The sequence below is a fragment of the Streptomyces sp. A012304 genome (assembly GCF_026008495.1).
Lineage (GTDB): Bacteria > Actinomycetota > Actinomycetes > Streptomycetales > Streptomycetaceae > Streptomyces.
The window spans coordinates 60,230-82,578 of the sequence record NZ_BQUN01000003.1 but is presented as its reverse complement, the minus strand read 5'-3'; the positions used below and the strand labels follow the sequence as shown (position 1 = coordinate 82,578).

Genomic DNA, 22,349 nt, shown 5'->3' with positions numbered 1-22,349 from the left:
GGCGGGGACGGCCGGGCCGGCCAGGGCGGCCGGGTCGGCCAGGACGGGGGCGGTGGTCAGGCGCGCAGGGCTGCCACGGCCCGCGCGAGGGCCTGCGGCACATCCGGTACGAGCGTGTGCGCCCCGTCCCGTACGACGTGCCGGCCGGCGACGACCGTGTGCCGTACGTCCGCCGCGGTCGCCGCGAAGACGGCCGTCTCGGCGCCGAGCCGCGGCGGCGGGCCCGCTGTCCTGACCGAGTCGAGGGCGATCGTCGTGAAGTCGGCGGCCGCGCCGGTCTCCAGGGTGCCCGCGTCCGGGCGGCCGAGGGCCGCGTGACCGTCGGCGGAGGCGGCCCGCAGCAGGGCGGCGGCCGTCCAGTGGCCGCGGGTGCGGCTGCGCAGCCGCTCGTTGAGCTCCATCGCGCGGGACTCTTCGAGCAGGTCGATCACGGCGTGGCTGTCGGAGCCGAGGGAGAGCGGTGAGCCGGCCTGTTGCAGGGCGACGGCGGGGCCGATGCCGTCGGCGAGGTCCCGTTCGGTCGTCGGGCACATGCAGGTGCCGGTGCCGGAGTCCCCGATGAGGGCGATGTCCTCGTCGGTGAGGTGGGTGTTGTGGACGCCGGTGGTGCGCGCTCCGAGGACGCCGTGCTCGGCGAGGAGCCGGGTCGGGGTGCACCCGTGGGCGGCACGGCAGGCGTCGTTCTCTGCGGTCTGCTCGGACAGGTGCACGTGCAGCGGCGCCCCGCGTTCCTCGGCCCACCGCGCCACGGTCGCCAGCTGCTCGGCGGGCACGGCCCGTACGGAGTGGACGGCCGCCCCGATCCGCGCGTGATCCCGTTCCTTGAGAAGTGAACAGCGTTCGGCCCAGGCGTCCGCGGTGCCGTCGGAGAAGCGGAGCTGGTGGGTGGTGGGCGGCTGTCCGAAGCCGGAGGACAGGTAGGCGGTGTCGAGGAGGGTGATGCGGATGCCGGCGTCGGCGGCGGCCTCGATCAGGGCCTCGCCCATCGCGTTGGGGTCGGCGTACGGGGTGCCGCCGGGGGCGTGGTGCACATAGTGGAACTCGCCGACGGCGGTGATGCCGGCGAGGGCCATCTCGGCGTACACCGCGCGCGCGAGGGCGTGGTAGGTGTCGGGTGTGAGCCGGTCGGCGACCGCGTACATGACCTCGCGCCAGGTCCAGAAGGTGCCGGAGCCGACCTGGACGGTGCCGCGCAGGGCGCGGTGGAAGGCGTGGCTGTGGGCGTTGGCCAGGCCGGGCAGGGTCAGCCCGCGCAGCACCTCCGCACCGGGCGGCGGGGCGGGCGTGTCGGTGCGGACGGCGGTGATCCGGCCGTCGGTCCCCGCGGCGGATCCGCTCGTCGTCACCTCCACGGCGACGCCCGGCTCGACGTGGGTGCCGAGCCAGGCGTGCTCCAGCCAGTACGTCCGTGTCCGCTGCGTGGGGGTCACGTGCAGGCCAGCCCTTCCAGTACGTCGGCGAGTGCGCGCACCCCGGCCACGCAGTCGTCCTCGGCGGCGAACTCGGCCGGGGAGTGCGAGACACCAGTGGGGTTGCGCACGAACAGCATGGCGGTCGGGATGCTCCCGGAGAGGATTCCGGCGTCGTGTCCGGCCCCGGTGCCCAGGACCGGGACCTTCAGGTCGGTGTCCTTGCCGAGGACGCGGGCGAGTTCGTCGCGCAGGGCGTGGTCGAACTCGACGACGGGGGTGAACGACTCACGGACGACGTCCAGGTCGACGCCGTGCGCGGCGGCGTGCTGGCGGGCGGCCTTCTCCACGCCGCCGACCACGGTGTCGAGGGTGGCCTGGTCGGCGGCGCGGGAGTCGAGCCAGCCGCGCACCAGGGAGGGGATGGCGTTGACGCCGTTCGGCTCGACGGAGATCTTGCCGAAGGTGGCGACGGCACCGGCGAGCCGTGCCTCGGCGCGGGCGGCGAGGACGGTCTCGGCGTACGGCAGCATGGGGTCGTGGCGGTCGGCCAGCCGGGTGGTGCCGGCGTGGTTGGCCTCGCCGCGGAAGTCGAACCGCCAGCGGCCGTGCGGCCAGATGGCGCTGGCGATGCCCACCTGGTCGCCGCTGAGGTCGAGGGCGCGGCCCTGTTCGACGTGGAGTTCGACGAAGGCGCCGATGCGGGCGAGCCGTTCCGGGTCGGGTCCGATGGCGTCGGGGTCGTGTCCGGCGGCCGCCATGGCCCTGGGGAGGGTGATGCCGTCGCCGTCGGTGAGCTTGTGGGCCTGCTCGGCGGTGAGGTGTCCGGCGGTGAGCCGTGAGCCCACGCAGGCGAGTCCGAAGCGGGCGCCTTCCTCGTCACCGAAGTTGACGACGGCGAGGGGCTTGGTGAACGTCACCCGGCGGGCGCGCAGTTCATCGAGCGCGGCGAAGGCGGACACGACGCCGAGGGGCCCGTCGAAGGCGCCGCCGTCGGGCACGGAGTCCAGATGCGAGCCGGTGACGACGGCGTCCCCGGCCGACGGGTCCCCGAGCCACGCCCACTGGTTGCCGTTGCGGTCCACCTCGTAGGCCAGCCCCCGGGTCCGGGCCTGCGCCTCGAACCAGGCCCGGCAGTCGGTGTCGGCGGCGGTCCAGGCGTAGCGGCGGTAGCCGCCGGAGGCGGAGCTGCGGCCGATCGGCAGCAGCTCGGCCCACATGCTGTGGAACGTCACGCGTCGTCACCTTCACGCATGGGCACCCGCACGCCGCGTTCGTCGGCGACCGACTCCGCGATGTCGTATCCGGCGTCGACGTGGCGGATGACGCCCATGCCGGGGTCGTTCGTCAGGACGCGGCGGATCTTCTCGCCGCCCAGCTTGGTGCCGTCGGCCACGGTCACCTGTCCGGCGTGCAGGGACCGCCCCATGCCCACGCCGCCGCCGTGGTGGAGGGAGACCCAGGAGGCGCCGGAGGCGACGTTCACCATGGCGTTCAGCAGCGGCCAGTCGGCGATCGCGTCGGAGCCGTCCAGCATGGCCTCGGTCTCCCGGTACGGCGAGGCGACCGATCCGCAGTCGAGGTGGTCGCGGCCGATGGCCAGCGGGGCGGCCAGCTCGCCCGCGGCGACCATGTCGTTGAACCGCTCGCCAGCCTTGTCGCGTTCGCCGTAGCCGAGCCAGCAGATACGGGCGGGCAGGCCCTGGAAGTGGACGCGTTCGCCGGCCAGCTTGATCCAGCGGGCGAGGGACTCGTTCTCGGGGAAGAGTTCCAGGATGGCCTTGTCGGTCTTGGCGATGTCGGCGGGGTCGCCCGACAGGGCCGCCCAGCGGAAGGGTCCCTTGCCCTCGCAGAAGAGGGGACGGATGTAGGCGGGGACGAAGCCGGGGAAGGCGAACGCCCGGTCGTATCCGGCGAGTCGGGCCTCACCGCGGATGGAGTTGCCGTAGTCGAAGACCTCGGCGCCGGCGTCCTGGAAGCCGACCATGGCCTCGACGTGCCGGGCCATCGACTCGCGCGCGCGGGTGGTGAAGCCGGCCGGGTCCTTGGCGGCGTAGGACGCCATGTCCTCGAAGGCGACACCGGTCGGCAGGTAGGACAGCGGGTCGTGGGCCGAGGTCTGGTCGGTGACGATGTCGATGGGGGCGCCCATGGCGAGGAGCTGCGGGACGAGGTCGGCGGCGTTGCCGAGGACGCCGATGGAGAGCGGCCTGCGCTGGTCGCGGGCCTCGACGGCCAGCTGGAGGGCGTGTTCCAGGGAGTCGGCCCGCACGTCCAGGTACCGGTGCTCGATGCGGCGCTCGATGGCGCGGGGGTCGCAGTCGACACAGAGGGCGACGCCGTCGTTCATGGTGACGGCGAGCGGCTGGGCGCCGCCCATGCCGCCGAGTCCGGCGGTGAGGGTGATGGTGCCGGCGAGGGAGCCGCCGAACTTCTTCGCGGCGACGGCGGCGAAGGTCTCGTAGGTGCCCTGGAGGATGCCCTGGGTGCCGATGTAGATCCAGGAGCCGGCGGTCATCTGGCCGTACATGGTCAGGCCGAGGGCCTCCAGGCGGCGGAACTCCTCCCAGGTGGCCCAGTCGCCGACGAGGTTGGAGTTGGCGATGAGGACGCGCGGGGCCCATTCGTGGGTCTGCATGACGCCGACCGGGCGGCCGGACTGCACGAGCATGGTCTCGTCCTGCTTCAGCGTCCGCAGGGTGCGCACCATCGCGTCGAAGGAGCGCCAGTCGCGGGCCGCCTTCCCGGTGCCGCCGTAGACGACGAGCTTGTCGGGGTGTTCGGCGACCTCGGGGTCGAGGTTGTTCTGGAGCATCCGCAGGGCGGCCTCCTGCTGCCATCCCAGGGCGCTCAGTTCCGTACCGCGTGGCGCTCGTACGGGGCGGGGTCCTGACATGGTCTGCCTCCTTGCGGATGGGATGTCCCGGCGGACTGTTGCTGCTCTTATTCACATCCTGAACCTCTGAATAGAGCTAGTCAATACGCCGAGGGCATGACGAGGCACCGGCAGCGGGGGCGACACCGGCGCGGACAGGGGTTGAGGCGGGCAAGGTCGCGAGGATCCGCGGCCACGGCGATCGCACAGAAGGAGGCGGGGGAGACCCGGGGGGCGGACACGACGCTCAGGTCGGAGCGGGCGGGAGGTGGGCGCGGCGATCAGGTCGAGGCGGGCGAGGGGCCGGCTCGACGGGCGCGCCGAAGGAGGCGGGGGGGCAGCCGACCCACCTTAGTCACACCGGCGCATGTTCCGCCGGAAAATGCCAGAAGCCTCACGCTTCGCGCACACGGTGCGTAGCTTCTTCCTCACTCAGCCGAACCGCAGGCGGGAGGGGAGCCCAACGGTGCCCGGAATCGACGAGTGTCTCCTGGAGGCCATGCGGCTGCCCGGGGCCCGGGGAGCCGCGCTGGTCGACTGGACCAGCGGACTGGCCCTGGGCGCGGTCGGGGAGTTCCCGGGCGGCGACCACGAGGCCGCCGCGGCCGAGGCCGCGGAAGTCGCGCGGCTGACGGCCGAGCAGCGGGCGTTCACCCCCGAGAACCACGGCGGCGAGGCGGCGGAGGCCACCGATCCCCCGGTCGAGGACCTGATCATCAGCAACCGGGACAGCTACCACGTGCTGCGGTTCGTGCCCACGTCCTTCGACAGCAGCGTGTTCCTGCACGTGTGGCTGGGCCGGTCGGACGGCAATCTCGCGCTGGCCCGCATCCGGCTGGGCGAGATGGCCGGACGGCTGGTGCTGGGATGACCGTCGTGGGGACCACCCCACCGCCCCGGCTGCCGGTGCGGGACAGGACGGCGGCCCGGGAGAACGCGGGCGGCGGGCTCTCGCCGATGCTCAGGCGGCTCGCCGCCGAGGGCGCCACCGGCGTACTGGAGCGCGAGCGCGGCGCGCTGCACCTCGTCGAGGGCCGTGTGGTGCACGCGGAGAGCCCGCTCTCCCCCGGCCTGGAGGTGCTGCTGTGCGCACACGGCACGCTCGACGCCGCGACCTGGCGGGAGGCGGTGGAGCGGGCCGACGAGAAGGCGGGCGCGGCCCGGCTGCTGCTGGAGTCCGGCCGGATCGGGCGGGGCGCCCTGGAGCTGTGCCACCTGGGGGCGCTGTACGACGCCGCGTACTTCGCCCTCGCCCCCAGCAGCACGCCCGGCCACTTCCGGTACGGCACCGGGCACTGGTTCGGCGTGCTGCGGCCGGTCCCGGTCGATGTGCTGGAGCGCGAGACGCTGCGCCGCCGCGCGCTGCTGGACCGCCTGTGGCCGGACCCCCTGCCGGACAGCGCGCCGCTGCTGCCGACCGAGCCCGTCGCCGCACCGCCGCTCACCGCCCGGCAGCGGGGCGTGCTGGCGCTGGTGGACGGTGTGCGCACCGCGTCCGGCATCGCCCGGGAGCTGGGCCGGCGGGCCTTCCCCACGCTGGTCGAGGTCCGTCGGCTGGCGGCCGCCGGGCTGGTGACGGCGCGGTTCCCGCCGCCCGTCCCGCCGCCCCCGCCCGACCTGGCCCTGCCCCGGGTCGACGACCCCGACATCACCTTGCTGAAGAGGCTCAGGGATGCGCTGGAGGCCCTTTGAACGGCAGCGACCACGCGCCGAGAGGAGCGAGCTGATGACGGCCGCACCCGAGATCGCCGACGAGCTGCGACGGCTGCGGACCCGTGTCCCGCAGGTGACCGGCGTGCTCGCGGCGGGCGTGGACGGCCTGGTCCTCGCCCACGACACGCCCGGCGTCGAACCGGAGGGCATGGCCGCGCTCACCGCGACGGCCCTCGCGGTCGCCCTGCGGATGGCGGACACCACCGGCCGCGGCGACTTCCGTGAGCTGCTCGTGCGCGGCGAGAACGGCTACGTCGCGACGTACGCGGCCGGCCGGACCGCCGTGCTGACAGTGCTCGCGCAGGACCGGGTCAACGTCGGACGCCTGCACCTGGAGGGCCGGCGGACGGGGGCCCGGATCGGGGCGATCGTCGACGCGGCGGAGCAGCGGGCCGCCCCGGTCCGGGAGCCGGCGCCCGCACGGTCGCCGTCCAGGTTGCCCTCACGACCAAGAACGGCGCGCACCACAGCCACCACCAACGCGCGCACCACCACGGAAAGTTGAGAGGAATCCACACTCATGGCCAACACGGAAACCGCGCTGAAGGAAGCGCTGGCCTCCATCGAGGGCGCCACCGGCGTCGCGCTCGTCGACTACACCAGCGGCATGGCGCTGGGCACGATGGGCGGCAGCAAGAGCTTCGACCTCAACGTCGCCGCCGCCGGCAACACCGACGTGGTGCGCGCCAAGATGCGCACCATGGAGCACCTCGGGCTGAAGGCGCAGATCGAGGACATCCTGATCACGCTGTCCGACCAGTACCACCTGATCCGTCTGATCAGCGGGCGCGGCGGCAACGGGCTCTTCCTGTACCTGGTGCTGGACGCCAAGCGGGCCAATCTGGCGATGGCCCGCCACCAGTTGCGGAGGATCGAGGGGGATCTGGAGGTCTGAGACCGGTCGGACGCCCGACGTCCGGCTGAGACGCCCGACGTCCGGCATCCGGTGACCCCCTGAATCCACTGGACCCGCTGGACCCGCTGGATCCACTGAACCCGCTGGACCCGCTGGACCCGCTAGACGAGTGCCGCGGTGCGGCGGCGTGCTCCTCCGGGGGCCGCGTCGCCGGCCGCGATGCCCGTGCTGCGGTAGGACTTGACCGCCTTGCCGGCCGGACGGCCGCCGTTGCCCGCGAGCCAGTCGACGCGCACCCACAGCAGGGCGCCCTCGACCCGCTCGCGCCGCCCCAGCCAGGCGGCCTTCAGCCAGAGCCCCGCACCGCACCCGGCGAGCAGCATGCCGCCCGCGGCCGGCACGGCGAACGCGCAGCCCAGCGCGGCGGCGCAGGCGAGCAGCAGCCACCAGCGGTGACCGCGGCGCCAGTCGCGGACGGTCTCCCCGCGGTCCTGGAGCACATCGTGCTTGCCCGCGCGGACCGCCGCCCGGGCGAGGACGGTGTACCGCTTGCGGCGCGCCAGCGCCACCACCGCCGTCGCGACGATGAACAGCGCCGCCCCGGCCATCACGCCGATGCGCCGCCCGGTGACACCCGGCACCAGGACGCCGACGCCCGCCGCGAGCACCCCGAGCCACCACAGGGGCGCCGCACCGGCCCGTACGACGACGGCCACCCGAGCCAGTCCCTGACCTCCACGTGCCACGATCCGCCTCCTCGTCGTCTCGACACGACTCGACACACTTCCGACAGACACCACAGGGGTGTGGTCGAGCAGATTATCGAGCGAACGTGAGACGAGTCTGAGAGCGACGAGCGGGACATCGGGGCCGCCGGGCCGCCGAGAGTGCCGCGGATGTCGCCGGTGTCGCGGGCGCCGGGGGTGTCATTCGACGAACAGCCCGCGCGCCGCCGCCTTCGCGTCGAACTCCTCCAGCCGGGCCTGCGCCTCCGGCAGGTCGTCGCACATCGCCTCCAGCAGCACCCGCCCGAGCAGCATCGGCGCGCACGCGGTGTCGAAGGCGAGCCCGGTGCCGACGGCCGCCGGCAGCAGCAGGTCGGACACCTTGGCGACCGGCGCGAACGCGGAGTCCGCGACCGTCACCACCGTCAGCCCGGCCTCCTTGGCGTAGGAGAGGGCGTCGACGACCTCACGGGGGTGGCGGGGCAGCGCGAAGCAGAGCAGGGCGGAGGCACCGGCGCGTACTGCGGCGTCGACGCGGTCGTGCAGCATCGAGCCGCCCTCGTGCAGCAGCCGGACGTCCGGGTGGACCTTGGCGGCGAAGTACGCGAAGCCGTACGCCTGGGCGGCGGCGGCCCGCAGGCCGAGGACGGGCAGCGGACGCGACGCCGCGAGCAGCCGCCCCGCCCGCCGCACCGGCCGGGGGTCGGCGAGCACCTCGGCGAGGTGGCGCAGGTTCTCGATCTCGGCCTCGACGGCCTGCTGGTATTCGTTGTACGCGCGCGCGTCCGCCGTCTGCTCGGCGGGCGCGACCTCGCGCAGGTGCCTGCGCAGCGCCGGGTAGCCGTCGAAGCCGAGGGCGACGGCGAACCGGGTGACGGAGGGCTGGCTGACGCCGGCCAGTTCGGCGAGTTCGACGCTGGAGAGGAACGGCACGTCGGCGGCGCGCCGCACCATGCTGTGCGCGATACGGCGCTGGGTGGGCGTCAGCCGGTGCCCCTCGAAGAGCGCCTGGAGGCGTGCGGCGGGGCTGTCCGTCACGCCCACCCCGGTGTCCCTGTCCCCGCTCATGCCCCGCTCCCCCTCCATCGACGACCTATTCACTCACCAAGAACTCTGCATGACACTATGCAGCCAGGCAAGGCGTCCGGACTGCGGACCCTCATCCCCACCCTGGTGATCAGGGGCGGCTCCCACCCGTACGAAGAGGGGGGCTAACCCCAGTGCCCCCGGCCCGGCCGCTCCCTACCGTGAACGGCATGACCGGAATGGAAGCACGGGACACCGAGCTGAAGAGGGAACTCGACGCCAGCCTCCAGGCCCGCAGGGAGTTGGGCGAGGAGTACGAGTCCGCGCTGGTGGACTCCTTCCTGGAGAAGGTCGACCAGCGCGTCGACGCCGCGGTGGAGCGCCGGGTGCGCCGCCAGTTCGCGGAATCGCAGATGGCGGCGGCCCGCGACAGCCGCTCCCCGGGGGCGACGGACTCCTGGGGCGAGCGCTTCGGCTTCGGCATCGTGTCGCTGGTGCTCGCGGTGCCGCTCTCCGCGATCGGCGCCGGCACCGCCCATCTGCCGGGCCTGCTGGTCACCTGGGTGGGCATCGTCGGCGTCAACGTCGTGCAGGCCGCGCGCACCAGCCCCGGCCTGTTCGGCCTGCGCCGCCGCGGCTCCGACCGGGACGACGACTGGAAGGACTGACGGTCTCCGGCCGACGGCCCGACGGCCCGCCGACCGGCTTCCCACCGGCTGACGGCCCGACGGCCCACCGTCACCGGAAGCCGCGGAACGTGCCCGTCTCGTCGACGCTGTCGGCGTAGTCCTCGAAGTCGAGGTTGGCCAGGCACAGGTTCGCGGAGACGTCCGGGAACCGGTCCGGCGGCACTCGGAAGGTCCGTCCCGGCTCGTCGTAGAGGTCGACGGCCAGCAGGTGGTGCCGCGGGTCGGCCAGGGCGGCGGCGTCCGCGAGGAACAGGTGGACGAGCTTCTCGTCCTCGGCGGCGGCGTTGTCCTCGTGCATCAGCGCGGCAATGCCCACGTCCGCGAAGCGGGGGTCGCTGACGAAGGTGGCGTGGTCCTCGTCGAACGCGGCGCGCAGCGCCTCCCAGGCCGCGTCGTCGGCGAAGTCGGTGCGCAGCACGAGCGAGGTGAGGTCACGGGGGCGGGGCAGGGGCATCCCGGGATGCTCTCATGCCGGGCGGAAGTCGTGCGCGGGGACCGCCGCACCCCCGTCACCGGGGGGCGGGACGACGGCGGTCCCCGCGAGGGACGCGGGCCGGGTCAGGCCGGGCCTTCGCGTCCATGGCGCCTGTGGAGGTCCGGGAGCCGCTCCGGAGGTCCGTGACGCCGTTTCGGTGCCGGCCGGGGCGGGGAGCCGCTCCCGCCCTGCCGACACCCCCAAATGTGCCGGACCCGTGTTAAGCGTGTGCTGCGCGGACGTGACGCGCTCGTACCACTTCCGCGAAGTCCGACACCGCGTCGGGCCGACGGAAGTTCACCGCTCGACGGGCCGGTTCACCGCAGGTTTGCCGGAGGTTTCCCTTCCGGGCCCCGAAAGCTACTTCCCGCCCTTGGCGAGGAAGGCCAGCAGGTCCTGGCGGCTGACGACGCCGGTGGGCTTGCCCTCGACGAGGACGATCGCCGCGTCCGCGGTGCCCAGGACGGACATCAGGTCTCCGACCGGCTCGCCGGAGCCGACCTGCGGGAGCGGGGCGGACATGTGCTTCTCCAGCGGGTCGGCCAGCGAGGCCTTCTTGCTGAACAGGGCGTCCAGCAGCTCGCGTTCCACGACCGAGCCGACGACCTCCGCCGCCATGACGTCGGGGTGCCCCGCGCCCGGCTTGACGACCGGCATCTGCGAGACGCCGTACTCGCGCAGCACTTCGATGGCCTGGCCGACGGTCTCCTCGGGGTGCATGTGGACGAGGGACGGGATGGCGCCGGCCACCTTGTCGTTGAGGACGTCGGCGACGCGCGCGCTGGGGCCCTCGTCCTCCAGGAAGCCGTAGTCGGCCATCCACTCGTCGTTGAAGATCTTGCTGAGGTAGCCGCGGCCGCTGTCGGGCAGCAGCACGACCACGACGTCGTCCTCACCGAGCCGCTCGGCCACCCGCAGCGCCGCCACGACGGCCATGCCGCAGGAGCCGCCGACCAGCAGCCCCTCCTCCTTGGCCAGGCGGCGCGTCATCTGGAAGGAGTCCTTGTCGGAGACCGGCACGATCTCGTCCGCGACGGTCCGGTCGTAGGCGGTCGGCCAGAAGTCCTCACCGACGCCCTCGACGAGATACGGCCGCCCCGAGCCGCCGGAGTACACCGAGCCCTCGGGGTCGGCGCCGATGACCTTCACCCGGCCGTCGCTGACGTCCTTCAGGTAGCGCCCGGTGCCGGAGATGGTGCCGCCGGTGCCGACACCCGTCACGAAGTGGGTGATCCTTCCGTCCGTCTGCTCCCACAGCTCCGGGCCGGTGGAGTGGTAGTGGGAGAGCGGGTTGTTGGGGTTGGAGTACTGGTCGGGCTTCCACGCGCCCGGCGTCTCGCGCACCAGCCGGTCGGACACGTTGTAGTAGGAGTCCGGGTGCTCCGGGTCCACGGCCGTCGGGCAGACGACGACCTCGGCGCCGTACGCCCGCAGCACGTTGATCTTGTCAGTGCTCACCTTGTCGGGGCACACGAAGATGCACTTGTACCCCTTCTGCTGCGCGACGATGGCGAGCCCCACACCGGTGTTGCCGCTGGTCGGCTCGACGATGGTGCCGCCCGGCTTGAGCTCCCCGCTCTGCTCGGCCGCCTCGATCATGCGCAGGGCGATGCGGTCCTTCACGGAACCGCCCGGGTTGAAGTACTCCACCTTGGCCAGCACGGTCGCCTTGATGCCCTGGGTGACATGGTTGAGCTTCACCAGCGGGGTGTTGCCGACGAGGCTGATCATCGAGTCGTGGAATTGCACCGTTGTCTCCGGTTGCTTGCAAAACAGTGGTCTTAGTGGTCCCGCCAGCCTACGGCCCGGCCGTGACGTTCACTCGCTGCTGAGATTGGCCGACGGTCCTTACGGGGCAAGGAGTGGGTGTACGGACACAAGGAGGTGGCGGCGAGGCATGACGAGCATGTCCAGGGCACGAGTGGCCCGGCGGATCGCGGCCGGCGCGGCCTACGGCGGCGGCGGGATCGGCCTGGCCGGGGCGGCGGTCGTCGGGCTGTTGGTGGCGGAGGCGCAACTGGCCCGGCGCCATGTCAACGGCAACGGCGAGAATCCCCGCGTCCCGCAGGCCGACGGTCTGTACGGCCGGGCCTACACCACCCCCGGCGTCGAGGCCCTGCGGCTGACCCTGCTCGGCGACTCCACGGCCGCCGGACAGGGCGTGCGCCGGGCCGGCCAGACCCCGGGCGCGCTGCTGGCCTCCGGCCTCGCGGCGGTGGCGGAACGCCCGGTGAAGCTGCGGAACGTGGCGCTGCCCGGCGCCCAGTCCGACGACCTGGACCGGCAGGTCGCGCTGGTCCTCGGCGACGCCGACCGGGTGCCCGACATCTGTGTGATCATGATCGGCGCGAACGACGTCACCAACCGCATGCCCCCGACCCGCTCGGTCCGCCACCTCTCGGCAGCGGTACGGCGGCTGCGCACCGCCGGTGCCGAGGTGGTCGTCGGCACCTGCCCCGACCTGGGCACCATCGAGCCGGTCGGCCAGCCCCTGCGCTGGCTGGCCAGACGTGCCTCCCGCCAGCTGGCGGCCGCCCAGACGATCGGCGTGGTCGAGCAGGGCGGCCGCACGGTGTCGCTGGGGGACCTGCTCGGTCCCGAGTTCGAGGCGAACCCCCGGGAACTCTTCGGACCCGACCACTACCACCCCTCGGCGGAGGGCTACGCGACGGCCGCGATGGCCGTGCTGCCGACGATGTGCGCGGCGCTCGGCCTGTGGCCGGCCGAGGAGGAGCGACCGGACGTCGCACGCCGCGAGGGCTTCCTGCCGGTGGCCCGGGCGGCGGCGGAGGCGGCCTCCGAGGCCGGTACGGAGGTCACGGCGGCGATGCCGACGGGCCCCCGGGGACCGTGGGCCCTGCTCAAGCGCCGACGGCGGCGCCGGGTCCCCGAACCGGAGACGACCCCCACCAGCCCGTCCGGGGTATGAGGACGAGGTCCGCCCGGGTCCAACCGGGGGCCCGTCCAGGTGCGCCGGGAAGGCCCCGCCCGGGTCCGCCCGGGCGCCCGTCCAGGGTCGGCCGGATCTCGGGAAAGCAAGCGCTTAGTAAAGTGCGGTCAGGGTCACACCGCCACCCCCGTGACCCTGACCATACGTACGGGTAACTTCCCAGACAGCCGTGCCTCAAAGAACCCGTACGCCAATGGAGCCGTGATGCCCGAAGCCGTCATCGTCTCGACCGCCCGCTCCCCCATCGGCCGCGCCGGCAAGGGCTCCCTCAAGGACCTGCGCCCGGACGACCTGACCGCCACGATCATCCAGGCGGCCCTCGCCAAGGTCCCCGAGCTGGACCCGAAGGACATCGACGACCTGATGCTCGGCTGCGGTCTGCCCGGCGGCGAGCAGGGCCACAACCTCGGCAGGATCGTCGCCGTGCAGATGGGCATGGACCACCTGCCCGGCTGCACGATCACCCGCTACTGCTCCTCGTCGCTCCAGACGAGCCGCATGGCCCTGCACGCCATCAAGGCCGGCGAGGGCGACGTCTTCATCTCCGCCGGTGTCGAGATGGTCTCCCGGTACGCCAACGGCACCTCCGACATGCCGAGCGGGCGCAACCCGCTCTTCGCCGAGGCCGAGGCCCGCACCGCCGAGGTCGCCCAGCAGGAGGGCACCACCTGGCACGACCCGCGCGAGGACGGCCTGCTGCCCGACCCGTACATCGCCATGGGCCAGACCGCGGAGAACCTGGCCCGCGCAAAGGGCATCACCCGCCAGGAGATGGACGAGTTCGGCGTCCGCTCGCAGAACCTCGCCGAGGAGGCCATCAAGAACGGCTTCTGGGAGCGCGAGATCACGCCGGTGACCCTCCCCGACGGCACCGTCGTCAGCAAGGACGACGGCCCGCGCGCCGGCGTCACCATGGAGGGCGTGGCGGGCCTCAAGCCGGTCTTCCGCCCCGACGGCCTGGTCACGGCGGGCAACTGCTGCCCGCTGAACGACGGTGCCGCCGCGGTCGTCATCATGAGCGACACCAAGGCCCGCGAGCTGGGCCTCACCCCGCTCGCCCGGATCGTGTCGACCGGCGTCTCCGGCCTCTCCCCCGAGATCATGGGCCTCGGCCCGGTCGAGGCGTCCCAGCAGGCCCTGCGTCGGGCCGGCCTGACCATCGACGACATCGACCTGGTCGAGATCAACGAGGCGTTCGCCGCCCAGGTGATCCCCTCCTACCGTGAGCTGGGCATCGACCTGGACAAGCTGAACGTCAACGGCGGCGCCATCGCCGTCGGCCACCCCTTCGGCATGACCGGCGCCCGCATCACCGGCACGCTCATCAACTCCCTCCAGTGGCACGACAAGCAGTTCGGCCTGGAGACGATGTGCGTGGGCGGCGGCCAGGGCATGGCGATGGTCATCGAGCGCCTCAGCTAGAAGGCGTCACCGCTGGGTAGCCGGCACGGCACCCATCGTGAGCCGACGGCCCGGAGTCCGGGAAGCCCCTGGACTCCGGGCCGTTCTGTGATCGAATGTCCCCCAGGATGTGACCTATCTCCCTCACCACAGGGAAAGCGCAGCTCAGACCCGTCCGACCCCCCACGGCGGACCCAAGACCCTGTCCGTTTCGTGACGTTACGCACTGACAGCTGGATAGTCCACCCTTCAAGCTGATGTAGGAAGTCGGGGGTCGACTTTGAACCGGGAGTACGTCAGTGAGCGCCATGCCGATCGCCATGCTGGTCACCACGGCCGCCACCGGCGCCGTGGGCGTCGCCGTCCTGCGCACCCTCCTGCAGCTGCGTCGGCAGGTGGCCGACCTGCACACCCAGCTCACCGAGCAGCACACCGCCCAGCCGCACGGCTCGGTGCCCGCCGCCCGCCCCCCCGCCGACACCGACGAGATACGCGCCGCGGTGGCCGAGGCGCTCGCGGAGGAGCGGGAGCGGGAGCTGGCCGAGGCGCGCGCCTTCTGGGCCGCCCAGGAGGCCCGTGACGCCTCCGACGCCCCCTCCCTGCTGGGCCTGCCGGACAGCGAGCTGTTCCTGCCCCGTCAGACCGACTTCGTGGGCCTGGAGCCGCTGGAGCCGGTGACCGAGCCGACCGCGGACATCGACGAGTTCGCCGGGGAGTCCCCCGAGCTGGCCGCGGCCCGCCGGCGCCACCCCTCGCACCCGGACTTCGTGCCCGTGCAGTCGCCGGTCGCGGGCGACCACGAGCGCACGGTCACCGCGCTGGAGGACCTGGCCGCCGCCCGCACCGAGCTGACCGACGTCCGTCCGGGCCCGCTGGGCACCCTCGACGTCTACGTCTTCGCCGACGGCACCACCCTGTGCATGACCCCGGGGCACCGCGAGACCGCGGAGCGCCTCGCGACCGCCCTGACGGCGGGCGAGACCCCTTACCTGCTGGGCGGCTCGGGCATCTCCGGCGCGTACACGCTGACGTTCGCGTGCGGCGAGGAGAACGTCTACATCCTGGCGGACCGGGTCATCGCGAGCCTCTGACCGACCCGGAGCGCCTCCGCCTCTCCCCGGCCCGCCCTCACACTCCGGCGCGCTTCTGCGCCTCCTCCACGAGCCGCACCGCTTCCTGCACCTCGCCCTCGTCCCGCAGGACGACGGCGAGGTCGTGCACGGCGACGGTGATCTGGTCGGCGGCGGCGAACATACCGGCGTCCGGCATCACCCGCTGCTCCCCCGAGGGGTCCTCGATCCGCTGGGCCCACAGCGCCAACTCCCTGGCCAGGGCCAGCGCCTCCGCGGCCGCACCTCGCTGGAGCCGGCTCTGGGGGGCCGCCCGAAGGCGGTCGGCGAAGTGATCCACCGCACGGGTAAGAGGCGTCGTATCAACCACGCGGTGAGCGTACGCGTCGTACCGGGACTGTTGCCAACGGGCGAACCCTCAGGCACCGTGACCTGAAGGACCGGCTTACAGCCCATTGCGTTCGGAGGCGCCGATGTCCCAAGTCTTCTCCGAGGAGACCCATCGCAACCTGCTAGCCCGCATCCCCCAATGCACCGGTCGTGACATCACCGACTGGTTGCGCACCGTCGACGAAGGCCCCGCTCTCCGCTTCGAGGAAAAGGTCAGCTGGCTGCGCCACGAGCACAACCTCGCGTACGGCCACGCCAAGGCGATCATCCACGAGTACGACCTGAGGAGGGCCGCGCGCAAGCTGCTGTAGCGCGCCAGCACGAGACCGCACCGGACACCGACACGACGAAGGGCCCCGGCGAACCGGGGCCCTTCGTGTGTGCCGGACCGGCGCGGCCGGTCCGGCGGCGTCAGTCGTCGCTGTTGAGGATCGCGAGGAGTCGCAGGAACTCCATGTAGATCCACACCAGCGTCAGCGTGAGGCCGAAGGCCGCGAGCCAGGCCTCCTCGCGCGGGGCGCCGTAGGCGATGCCGTCCTCGACCTGCTTGAAGTCCAGGGCGAGGAAGCAGGCACCGAGGATGATGCCGATGACACCGAACACGATGCCGAGCGCACCGCTGCGGAAGCCGAGGCCGTCGCCGCCGCCGAAGACGGTGAACAGGAGGTTCACGGCCATCAGCAGGACGAAGCCGAGCGCGGCGGCCATGACGAAGCCGTAGAAGCGGCGGTTGACGCGGATCCAGCCCGCCTTGTAGGCCACGAGCACACCGGCGAATACCGCCATGGTGCCGAGCACGGCCTGGGCGACCACACCGTCCGAGATGTACGTCGACACCGCGCTGGAGATCACGCCGAGGAACACGCCCTCCAGGGCGGCGTACGACAGGATCAGCGCGGGCGCGGGACGGCGCTTGAAGGACTGCACGAGCGCCAGCACCATCGCGACCAGACCGGCGCCGACCGCGATGCCGTACGACTTGCCGAGGTTGGCCTCGTCGACGGGCAGCAGCAGCCAGGACAGGACCGCGGTGAGCACCACGGTGCCGAGCGTGGTCGCGGTGCGCGCGACGACGTCGTCCATGGTCATGGCGCCCGGGGTGACCGGGGCCTGCGGCGGGGCGCCCACGCCCTGTTGGGCGTAAGGGTTCTGCGCGTACGGGTTGCCCGCCTGCTGGGCGTACGGGTTGGCCTGCGTACCGACAGCGGGTCCCCCGGCCTGCGCGTTGAAGCCCGCGTAGCCGTTGTCGCGGCTGAACCCCCGTCGCGAGAAGACCGGGTTTCTGCTCTCCATTTCACTCCTCCATGGCCACGCTGCGTGGCCTTGGCCTCAAGGGTAATGGGTAGGCAAAGGATTGACCCTACTGCTTGGGAAGGATCTTTCCCTCATCGTGCTGCGCAACACGCTACGTGGATCCCTGATTCCCGGCACCGGAGGACCTCATTCATGACCAACCCGGTACCTGCCCGGAACCGGCCGGAGATCAGTCGCTCACACCGCCTTGACGTCACCCGAACGGGAACCCCGTGTACCCCTCGGCCAGGTCGGTCTCGGCCGCCCGGGAGGTGGCGATCCGCTCCAGGCGGGCGAGCTGGATACGGTCGTCGAAGGGGGTGGCGTCGGGGGCGCGGTGCAGCAGGGTGGTCATGTCGTAGCTGAACCGTTCGGCCTGCCAGACCCGGCGCAGGCAGGTCTGCGAGTAGGCGTCGAGCAGCTCCGCCGATCCGGTCTCCTTCTGGTGCGTGAGGGCGCGCGCGAAGGTGACGACGTCGCCGACGGCCAGGTTGAGGCCCTTGGCGCCGGTCGGCGGCACGATGTGCGCGGCGTCCCCGGCGAGGAAGAGCCGGCCGTGCCGCATGGGCTCGTGGACGTAGGACCGCATCGGTGTCACCGACTTCTGGGTGATCGGCCCCCGCTCCAGCCGCCAGTCGTCGGCCGTCTCGAAGCGGCGCTCCAGCTCGTCCCAGATCTCCTCGTCGGTCCAGCTCTCGGCGTCCGTGCCCTCGGGCACCTGGAGGTAGAGGCGGGAGACGGACGGGGAGCGCATGGACAGCAGGGCGAAGCCGCGGTCGTGGCGGGCGTAGACCAGCTCGTCGTGGGAGGGCGGCACGTCGGCGAGGATGCCGAGCCAGCCGAAGGGGTAGGCGCGCTCGAAGACGCGGGTGAGCTCCGCGGGGACCGCCTTGCGGGCCACGCCCCAGAAGCCGTCGCAGCCGACGACGTAGTCGCACTCCAGGACGTCCTCGGTGCCCTCGCGCCGGAAGCGGACGCGGGGGCGGCCGGCGGCGTCGTCCGCGACGTTCTCGACGGCGAGCGCCTCCGCCTCGAAGAGCAGCGGGCCGCCCTCCTTCAGCTGGAGGGCGATGAGGTCCTTGCAGACCTCGGTCTGGGCGTAGACCATCACCGACCGGCCGCCGGTGAGGGCGGGGAAGTCGACGCGGTGGCGCCGCGCGGCGTACCGCAGCTCGATACCGTCGTGGCGCAGTCCCTCACGGTCCATGCGCTCCCCGGCGCCGGCCGCGCGCAGCACGTCGACCGTGCCCTGCTCCAGGATCCCGGCCCGCTGCCGGTGCTCGACGTAGGCCCGGTCACGGCTCTCCAGGACGACCGAGTCGATGCCGGCGTTGTGGAGGAGGCGGGCGAGGAGGAGGCCGGCGGGGCCGGCGCCGATGATGCCGACGGTGGTGCGCATCGGGCGTCCCTTCGGGAGGATGTCCAGACTGCTTGTTCGTGTGGTGAAATTTTCTTCACTCTTGTCGGATGTGAGTCTGCGCCCGTCTTCATCGGGTGTCAACGGCCGGCCGCGCCGCGCACGGGGCAGCCGAGGGGCCGGGAAGCCGAGGGGTCGAGGGAGCCGAGGAGAAGGATGCGCCCCGACCGCGTGGGTCGGAGGTGCCCGGAACCGGACTTGAACCGGTACGCCCGCGAGGGGCAGCGAGGTTTAAGCTCGCCGTGTCTGCATTCCACCATCCGGGCAGGCCATGGGCTCCGCGTCGAGGTCCGAGCCTATCGGGACGCGTCCCTCGAACAGCCGAAGAGCGGACCGATGTTGTCTTATTTTATTGAGGTCTGAGGGAGCATCAGCCCCGGGAACTGGCCATCCGCACTTGCCAATAGCCTCGCGTGCGCCGGTCTGCCGCGCATGCGGAATGACGGAATTTCACCGCCCGAACGAGGGTGCTCCACCGGTTCTTGACGAACCGTCTCTCCAGGGTGGCCGTCATCCTTTGGGATGACACGGCCGCCCGCTGTCCGACCGAAGTCTGCCCTCGGAACGGGAACTGCGACTGACTACACGGCGGCAAGCGGCCGGGACGATGGTTCACGTCCCCCTTCCGGGAAGAAACCACCGTCCGACAGGAGTCGTACCCGTGACCACCAGCCCTCTCGTCGACCGGACCACCGCCGTGGCCGCACGCGCCACGGACCTGTCCAAGATCTACGGACAGGGCGAGACCCAGGTGGTCGCCCTGGACCGCGTCTCCGTCGACTTCCGCCAGGCCGAGTTCACCGCGATCATGGGCCCCTCCGGCTCCGGCAAGTCCACGCTGATGCACTGCGTGGCCGGTCTGGACACCTTCTCCTCCGGTTCCGTACGCATCGGCGACACCGAGCTGGGCTCCCTGAAGGACAAGCAGCTCACCAAGTTGCGCCGGGACAAGATCGGGTTCATCTTCCAGGCGTTCAACCTGCTGCCGACGCTGACCGCTCTGGAGAACATCACCCTTCCGATGGACATCGCGGGCCGCAAGCCGGACAAGGAGTGGCTCGACAAGGTGATCCAGATGGTGGGGCTGTCCGGCCGGCTCGGCCACCGGCCCTCCCAGCTCTCCGGCGGCCAGCAGCAGCGCGTCGCCGTGGCCCGCGCCCTGGCCTCCCGACCGGAGATCATCTTCGGTGACGAGCCGACCGGAAACCTCGACTCGCGCTCGGGCGCCGAGGTCCTGGGCTTCCTGCGCAACTCCGTTCGGGAGCTGGGGCAGACGGTGGTGATGGTGACCCACGACCCAGTGGCCGCGGCGTACGCGGACCGGGTGGTCTTCCTCGCGGACGGACGGATCGTCGACGAGGTGTACGGGCCCACCGCCGACTCGGTGCTGGACCGGATGAAGCAGTTCGACGCCAAGGGCCGCACCAGCTGACGTCCGGCTGACATCCGGTCAATCACCTTCGGAGTAGAAACCCACATGTTCCGCACCGCCTTGCGCAACGTCCTCGCGCACAAGGCCCGGCTCCTGATGACCGTCCTCGCCGTGATGCTCGGCGTGGCCTTCGTGTCGGGGACCCTGGTCTTCACCAACACCATCTCCGACGCCTACCAGAAGAGCTCCGCCAAGGGCTTCGACCAGGTCGACGTCGCCGTCACGCCCGAGTACCAGGAGAGCGAGGGGGACCGGGTCGGCAGGACCCCCGAGCTGACGCAGGCCCTGCTCGACCGGAGCGCGAAGGTGCCCGGCGCCGCCTCCGCCATCGGCGTGGTCACGGACTTCACCGCGATCGCCGACAAGAACGGCAAGCTCGTCGGCGGCGGCTTCCAGTCGCGGGGCGGCAACTACTGGGGGGACAAGGACCCCCGCTACCCGCTGAAGGAAGGTTCCGCCCCGCACGGTGCCGGTCAGGTCGTCCTCGACTCCGAGACCGCGCGACGGGCCGGCTACCAGGTCGGCGACACCGTCCGCATCTCCGTCGACGGCCCGGTCCTCACGCCGAAGATCACCGGCATCTTCACCACCGACGACGGCAACGTCGCCGCCGGCGGCAGCCTCGCCCTGTTCGACACCGCCACCGCGCAGCAGCTGTTCGGCAAGGCCGGCACCTACGACGAGATCGACGTCAAGGCCGCCGCCGGCACCTCCCAGACCGCGCTGAAGACCGCCCTCGACAAGGCCCTGCCGAAGGACCTCGTCGAGACCACCACCGGCGAGCAACTCGCCGACGACCTGGCGGAGCTGATCGCCTCCCAGATGAGCGGTCTGAAGCAGGGCCTGCTGGTGTTCGCCGGCATCGCGCTGTTCGTCGGCACCTTCATCATCGCCAACACCTTCACCATGCTGGTCGCCCAGCGCACCAAGGAGCTGGCGCTGCTGCGGGCGGTCGGCGCCTCCCGCCGGCAGGTCACCCGGTCGGTGCTGATCGAGGCGTTCGTGGTCGGCACGGTCGCCGGCGTCGCCGGGCTCGTCGCGGGCGTCGGCATCGGCGCCGGCCTCAGGTCGCTCATGGGCACGCTCGACGCGACCGTCCCGGACGGCCCGCTGGTCGTCTCGCCCGGCACGGTCGCCGCCGCCCTCGTCGTGGGTGTCGTCGTCACCATGGTGGCCGCGTGGCTGCCCGGCCGCCGGGCGGCGAAGATCCCGCCGGTCGCCGCGATGAGCAGCCTGCACGCCAAGGCGACCACCAAGTCGCTGGTGCTGCGCAACACCATCGGCGCCCTCTTCTCCGCCGCCGGTGTCGCGGTGGTCCTCGCCGCGACCACCATGAGCGGCTCCGACGGCCAGGCCCCGATGGGGATCGGCGCGGTACTGCTGATCATCGGCGTCTTCGTGCTGACGCCGCTGCTGTCCCGGCCGCTGATCGCCGCCGCCTCGCCGGTGCTGCGCGTCTTCGGGGTCTCCGGCAAGCTGGCCCGGCAGAACTCGGTGCGCAACCCGCGCCGTACGGCCGCCACGGCCTCCGCGCTGATGATCGGCCTGACCCTCATCACCGGAATGACGGTCATGGCGGGCAGCCTCCAGAAGTCCATCGACAAGATGGCCTCCGCCGCCGTCAAGGCCGACTACGTCGTGTCGATGGCGAACGGCAACACCCTCTCCCCCGACGTCGACCGGAAGCTGAAGGCCACCGCCGGGGTGAGCCTCACCAGCCCGATGCGCAACGCGCCCGCGCGGGTCGACGGGGACACCGAGTACCTCACCGGCGTCACCGGCTCAGCGATCGGCGAGCTGACCGACCTCAAGATCGACAACGGTAGCTTCACGGTCGGCGGCGGCCGGGTCGTCGTCGACGCCGACACCGCCAAGTTGCACGGCTGGAAGGCCGGGTCGACCTTCACGGCGGCGTTCGAGGACGGCAAGAAGGAGCAGCTGACGGTCGCCGGGGTCTACGAGGGCAACGATCTGATCCAGGGCGTGCTGCTGGACAACGGCGTGCTGACCCCGCACATGGACGACCCCTCCGACATGCGGGTCATGGTCAAGACGTCCGGCGGCAGCTCCGACGCGACCAAGGACAAGCTGGAGAAGGCCCTCGGCTCCAACCCGGCCATCAAGGTCCAGAGCAAGAAGGACCTCTCCAACGAGATCGCGCAGATGTTCACGCTGATGCTGAACATGCTCTACGGGCTGCTCGCGATGGCCGTGATCGTCGCGGTGCTCGGGGTCATCAACACCCTGGCGATGTCGGTGTTCGAACGCTCCCAGGAGATCGGCATGCTGCGCGCCATCGGCCTGGACCGCAAGGCGGTCAAGCGGATGGTCCGCCTGGAGTCCCTGGTGATCTCCCTGTTCGGCGGGGTGCTCGGCATCGGGCTCGGCGTGTTCTTCGGCTGGGCGGCCGGTGAGCTGCTCGGCACCAAGATGGCCACCTACGAGCTGGTCCTGCCGTGGGGCCGGATGGCGGTGTTCCTGGCGCTGGCCGGCGCCGTGGGCGTCCTGGCGGCGCTGTGGCCGGCGCGGCGGGCGGCACGGCTGAACATGCTGGCGGCGATCAAGTCGGAGTAGCGCGCGGCGCGTGACCGCGACGCGGTGGGGCCCCGACGCCAGTACGGCGCGGGG

Annotated in this window: 21 protein-coding genes and 1 tRNA gene; 11 read left to right on the top strand and 11 right to left on the bottom strand. The window is 72.0% G+C overall.

What is annotated here, in order from left to right:
* Positions 1-56 precede the first annotated feature (56 nt).
* Genes ALMP_RS01360 through hutU form a run of 3 tightly spaced genes read right to left on the bottom strand, consistent with a single transcriptional unit; the run spans position 57 to position 4,305 of the window.
* Positions 57-1,430, bottom strand: coding sequence for a formimidoylglutamate deiminase (locus ALMP_RS01360; RefSeq protein WP_264924028.1), 1,374 nt, complete (start codon positions 1,428-1,430; stop codon positions 57-59).
* Positions 1,427-2,644 (bottom strand): allantoate amidohydrolase, encoded by a 1,218-nt coding sequence (locus tag ALMP_RS01355; RefSeq protein ID WP_264924027.1) that lies wholly within the window; start codon positions 2,642-2,644, stop codon positions 1,427-1,429. Before ALMP_RS01355 ends, ALMP_RS01360 begins: the two co-directional genes overlap by 4 nt.
* Entirely contained in the window at positions 2,641-4,305 is a 1,665-nt protein-coding gene (hutU, locus tag ALMP_RS01350; RefSeq protein WP_264924026.1) for a urocanate hydratase, read from the bottom strand. The genes ALMP_RS01355 and hutU overlap by 4 nt, the downstream gene beginning before the upstream one ends.
* A 445-nt stretch (positions 4,306-4,750) precedes the next feature.
* Here hutU and ALMP_RS01345 point away from each other — a divergent pair, with 445 nt between their 5' ends.
* The 4 genes from ALMP_RS01345 to ALMP_RS01330 are packed head-to-tail and all read left to right on the top strand — an operon-like array spanning position 4,751 to position 6,892.
* Entirely contained in the window at positions 4,751-5,155 is a 405-nt protein-coding gene (locus ALMP_RS01345) for a hypothetical protein (protein ID WP_264924024.1), read from the top strand.
* Entirely contained in the window at positions 5,152-5,976 is an 825-nt protein-coding gene (locus ALMP_RS01340) for a transcriptional regulator (RefSeq protein ID WP_264924023.1), read from the top strand. Before ALMP_RS01345 ends, ALMP_RS01340 begins: the two co-directional genes overlap by 4 nt.
* A gap of 34 nt (positions 5,977-6,010) precedes the next feature.
* On the top strand, positions 6,011-6,502 hold the full coding sequence (locus ALMP_RS01335) for a roadblock/LC7 domain-containing protein (protein ID WP_264924022.1): 492 nt from the start codon (positions 6,011-6,013) through the stop codon (positions 6,500-6,502).
* A gap of 15 nt (positions 6,503-6,517) precedes the next feature.
* The gene (locus ALMP_RS01330; protein WP_264924021.1) at positions 6,518-6,892 is read left to right on the top strand and encodes a hypothetical protein; all 375 of its coding nucleotides are present in this window, start codon (positions 6,518-6,520) and stop codon (positions 6,890-6,892) included.
* Positions 6,893-7,014: 122 nt separating this feature from the next.
* Here the strand turns inward: ALMP_RS01330 and ALMP_RS01325 are convergent, their stop codons facing one another.
* Entirely contained in the window at positions 7,015-7,599 is a 585-nt protein-coding gene (locus tag ALMP_RS01325) for a hypothetical protein (protein WP_264924020.1), read from the bottom strand.
* A gap of 180 nt (positions 7,600-7,779) precedes the next feature.
* Entirely contained in the window at positions 7,780-8,646 is an 867-nt protein-coding gene (locus tag ALMP_RS01320) for a MurR/RpiR family transcriptional regulator (protein ID WP_264924019.1), read from the bottom strand.
* 188 nt (positions 8,647-8,834) lie between these two features.
* Between ALMP_RS01320 and ALMP_RS01315 the strand changes: the two genes are divergently transcribed.
* On the top strand, positions 8,835-9,272 hold the full coding sequence (locus tag ALMP_RS01315) for a hypothetical protein (protein WP_264924018.1): 438 nt from the start codon (positions 8,835-8,837) through the stop codon (positions 9,270-9,272).
* Positions 9,273-9,342: 70 nt separating this feature from the next.
* Here the strand turns inward: ALMP_RS01315 and ALMP_RS01310 are convergent, their stop codons facing one another.
* Both ALMP_RS01310 and ALMP_RS01305 read right to left on the bottom strand, forming a co-directional pair.
* Positions 9,343-9,747, bottom strand: coding sequence for a DUF6924 domain-containing protein (locus ALMP_RS01310; RefSeq protein ID WP_264924016.1), 405 nt, complete (start codon positions 9,745-9,747; stop codon positions 9,343-9,345).
* Between the two features lie 381 nt (positions 9,748-10,128).
* Complete coding sequence (locus ALMP_RS01305; RefSeq protein WP_264924014.1) at positions 10,129-11,517, bottom strand: cystathionine beta-synthase; 1,389 nt, start codon at positions 11,515-11,517, stop codon at positions 10,129-10,131.
* Positions 11,518-11,665: 148 nt separating this feature from the next.
* Here ALMP_RS01305 and ALMP_RS01300 point away from each other — a divergent pair, with 148 nt between their 5' ends.
* The 3 genes from ALMP_RS01300 to ALMP_RS01290 all read left to right on the top strand — a co-directional run bounded on the left by ALMP_RS01300 (position 11,666) and on the right by ALMP_RS01290 (position 15,210).
* Positions 11,666-12,697, top strand: a complete 1,032-nt coding sequence (locus tag ALMP_RS01300) for an SGNH/GDSL hydrolase family protein (RefSeq protein ID WP_264924013.1) — start codon at positions 11,666-11,668, stop codon at positions 12,695-12,697.
* Between the two features lie 225 nt (positions 12,698-12,922).
* A complete protein-coding gene (locus ALMP_RS01295) occupies positions 12,923-14,140 on the top strand; it encodes an acetyl-CoA C-acetyltransferase (protein ID WP_264924012.1) in 1,218 nt (405 codons plus the stop codon).
* A 278-nt stretch (positions 14,141-14,418) separates the two neighbouring features.
* Positions 14,419-15,210, top strand: a complete 792-nt coding sequence (locus ALMP_RS01290; protein ID WP_264924011.1) for a hypothetical protein — start codon at positions 14,419-14,421, stop codon at positions 15,208-15,210.
* Positions 15,211-15,247: 37 nt separating this feature from the next.
* Here the strand turns inward: ALMP_RS01290 and ALMP_RS01285 are convergent, their stop codons facing one another.
* Complete coding sequence (locus tag ALMP_RS01285) at positions 15,248-15,559, bottom strand: hypothetical protein (RefSeq protein ID WP_264924010.1); 312 nt, start codon at positions 15,557-15,559, stop codon at positions 15,248-15,250.
* Between the two features lie 103 nt (positions 15,560-15,662).
* Here ALMP_RS01285 and ALMP_RS01280 point away from each other — a divergent pair, with 103 nt between their 5' ends.
* A complete protein-coding gene (locus ALMP_RS01280) occupies positions 15,663-15,890 on the top strand; it encodes a DUF4287 domain-containing protein (protein ID WP_264924009.1) in 228 nt (75 codons plus the stop codon).
* Positions 15,891-15,990: 100 nt separating this feature from the next.
* Here the strand turns inward: ALMP_RS01280 and ALMP_RS01275 are convergent, their stop codons facing one another.
* The 3 genes from ALMP_RS01275 to ALMP_RS01265 form a co-directional block, all read right to left on the bottom strand.
* Positions 15,991-16,872, bottom strand: coding sequence for a Bax inhibitor-1/YccA family protein (locus tag ALMP_RS01275; protein WP_264924007.1), 882 nt, complete (start codon positions 16,870-16,872; stop codon positions 15,991-15,993).
* Between the two features lie 214 nt (positions 16,873-17,086).
* The gene (locus ALMP_RS01270; RefSeq protein ID WP_264924006.1) at positions 17,087-18,271 is read right to left on the bottom strand and encodes a 4-hydroxybenzoate 3-monooxygenase; all 1,185 of its coding nucleotides are present in this window, start codon (positions 18,269-18,271) and stop codon (positions 17,087-17,089) included.
* Positions 18,272-18,472: 201 nt separating this feature from the next.
* A tRNA-Leu gene (locus tag ALMP_RS01265) sits at positions 18,473-18,555 on the bottom strand.
* Positions 18,556-18,950: 395 nt separating this feature from the next.
* Between ALMP_RS01265 and ALMP_RS01260 the strand changes: the two genes are divergently transcribed.
* A complete protein-coding gene (locus ALMP_RS01260) occupies positions 18,951-19,721 on the top strand; it encodes an ABC transporter ATP-binding protein (protein ID WP_264924005.1) in 771 nt (256 codons plus the stop codon).
* A gap of 45 nt (positions 19,722-19,766) precedes the next feature.
* On the top strand, positions 19,767-22,295 hold the full coding sequence (locus tag ALMP_RS01255) for an ABC transporter permease (RefSeq protein WP_264924004.1): 2,529 nt from the start codon (positions 19,767-19,769) through the stop codon (positions 22,293-22,295).
* Positions 22,296-22,349 lie beyond the last annotated feature (54 nt).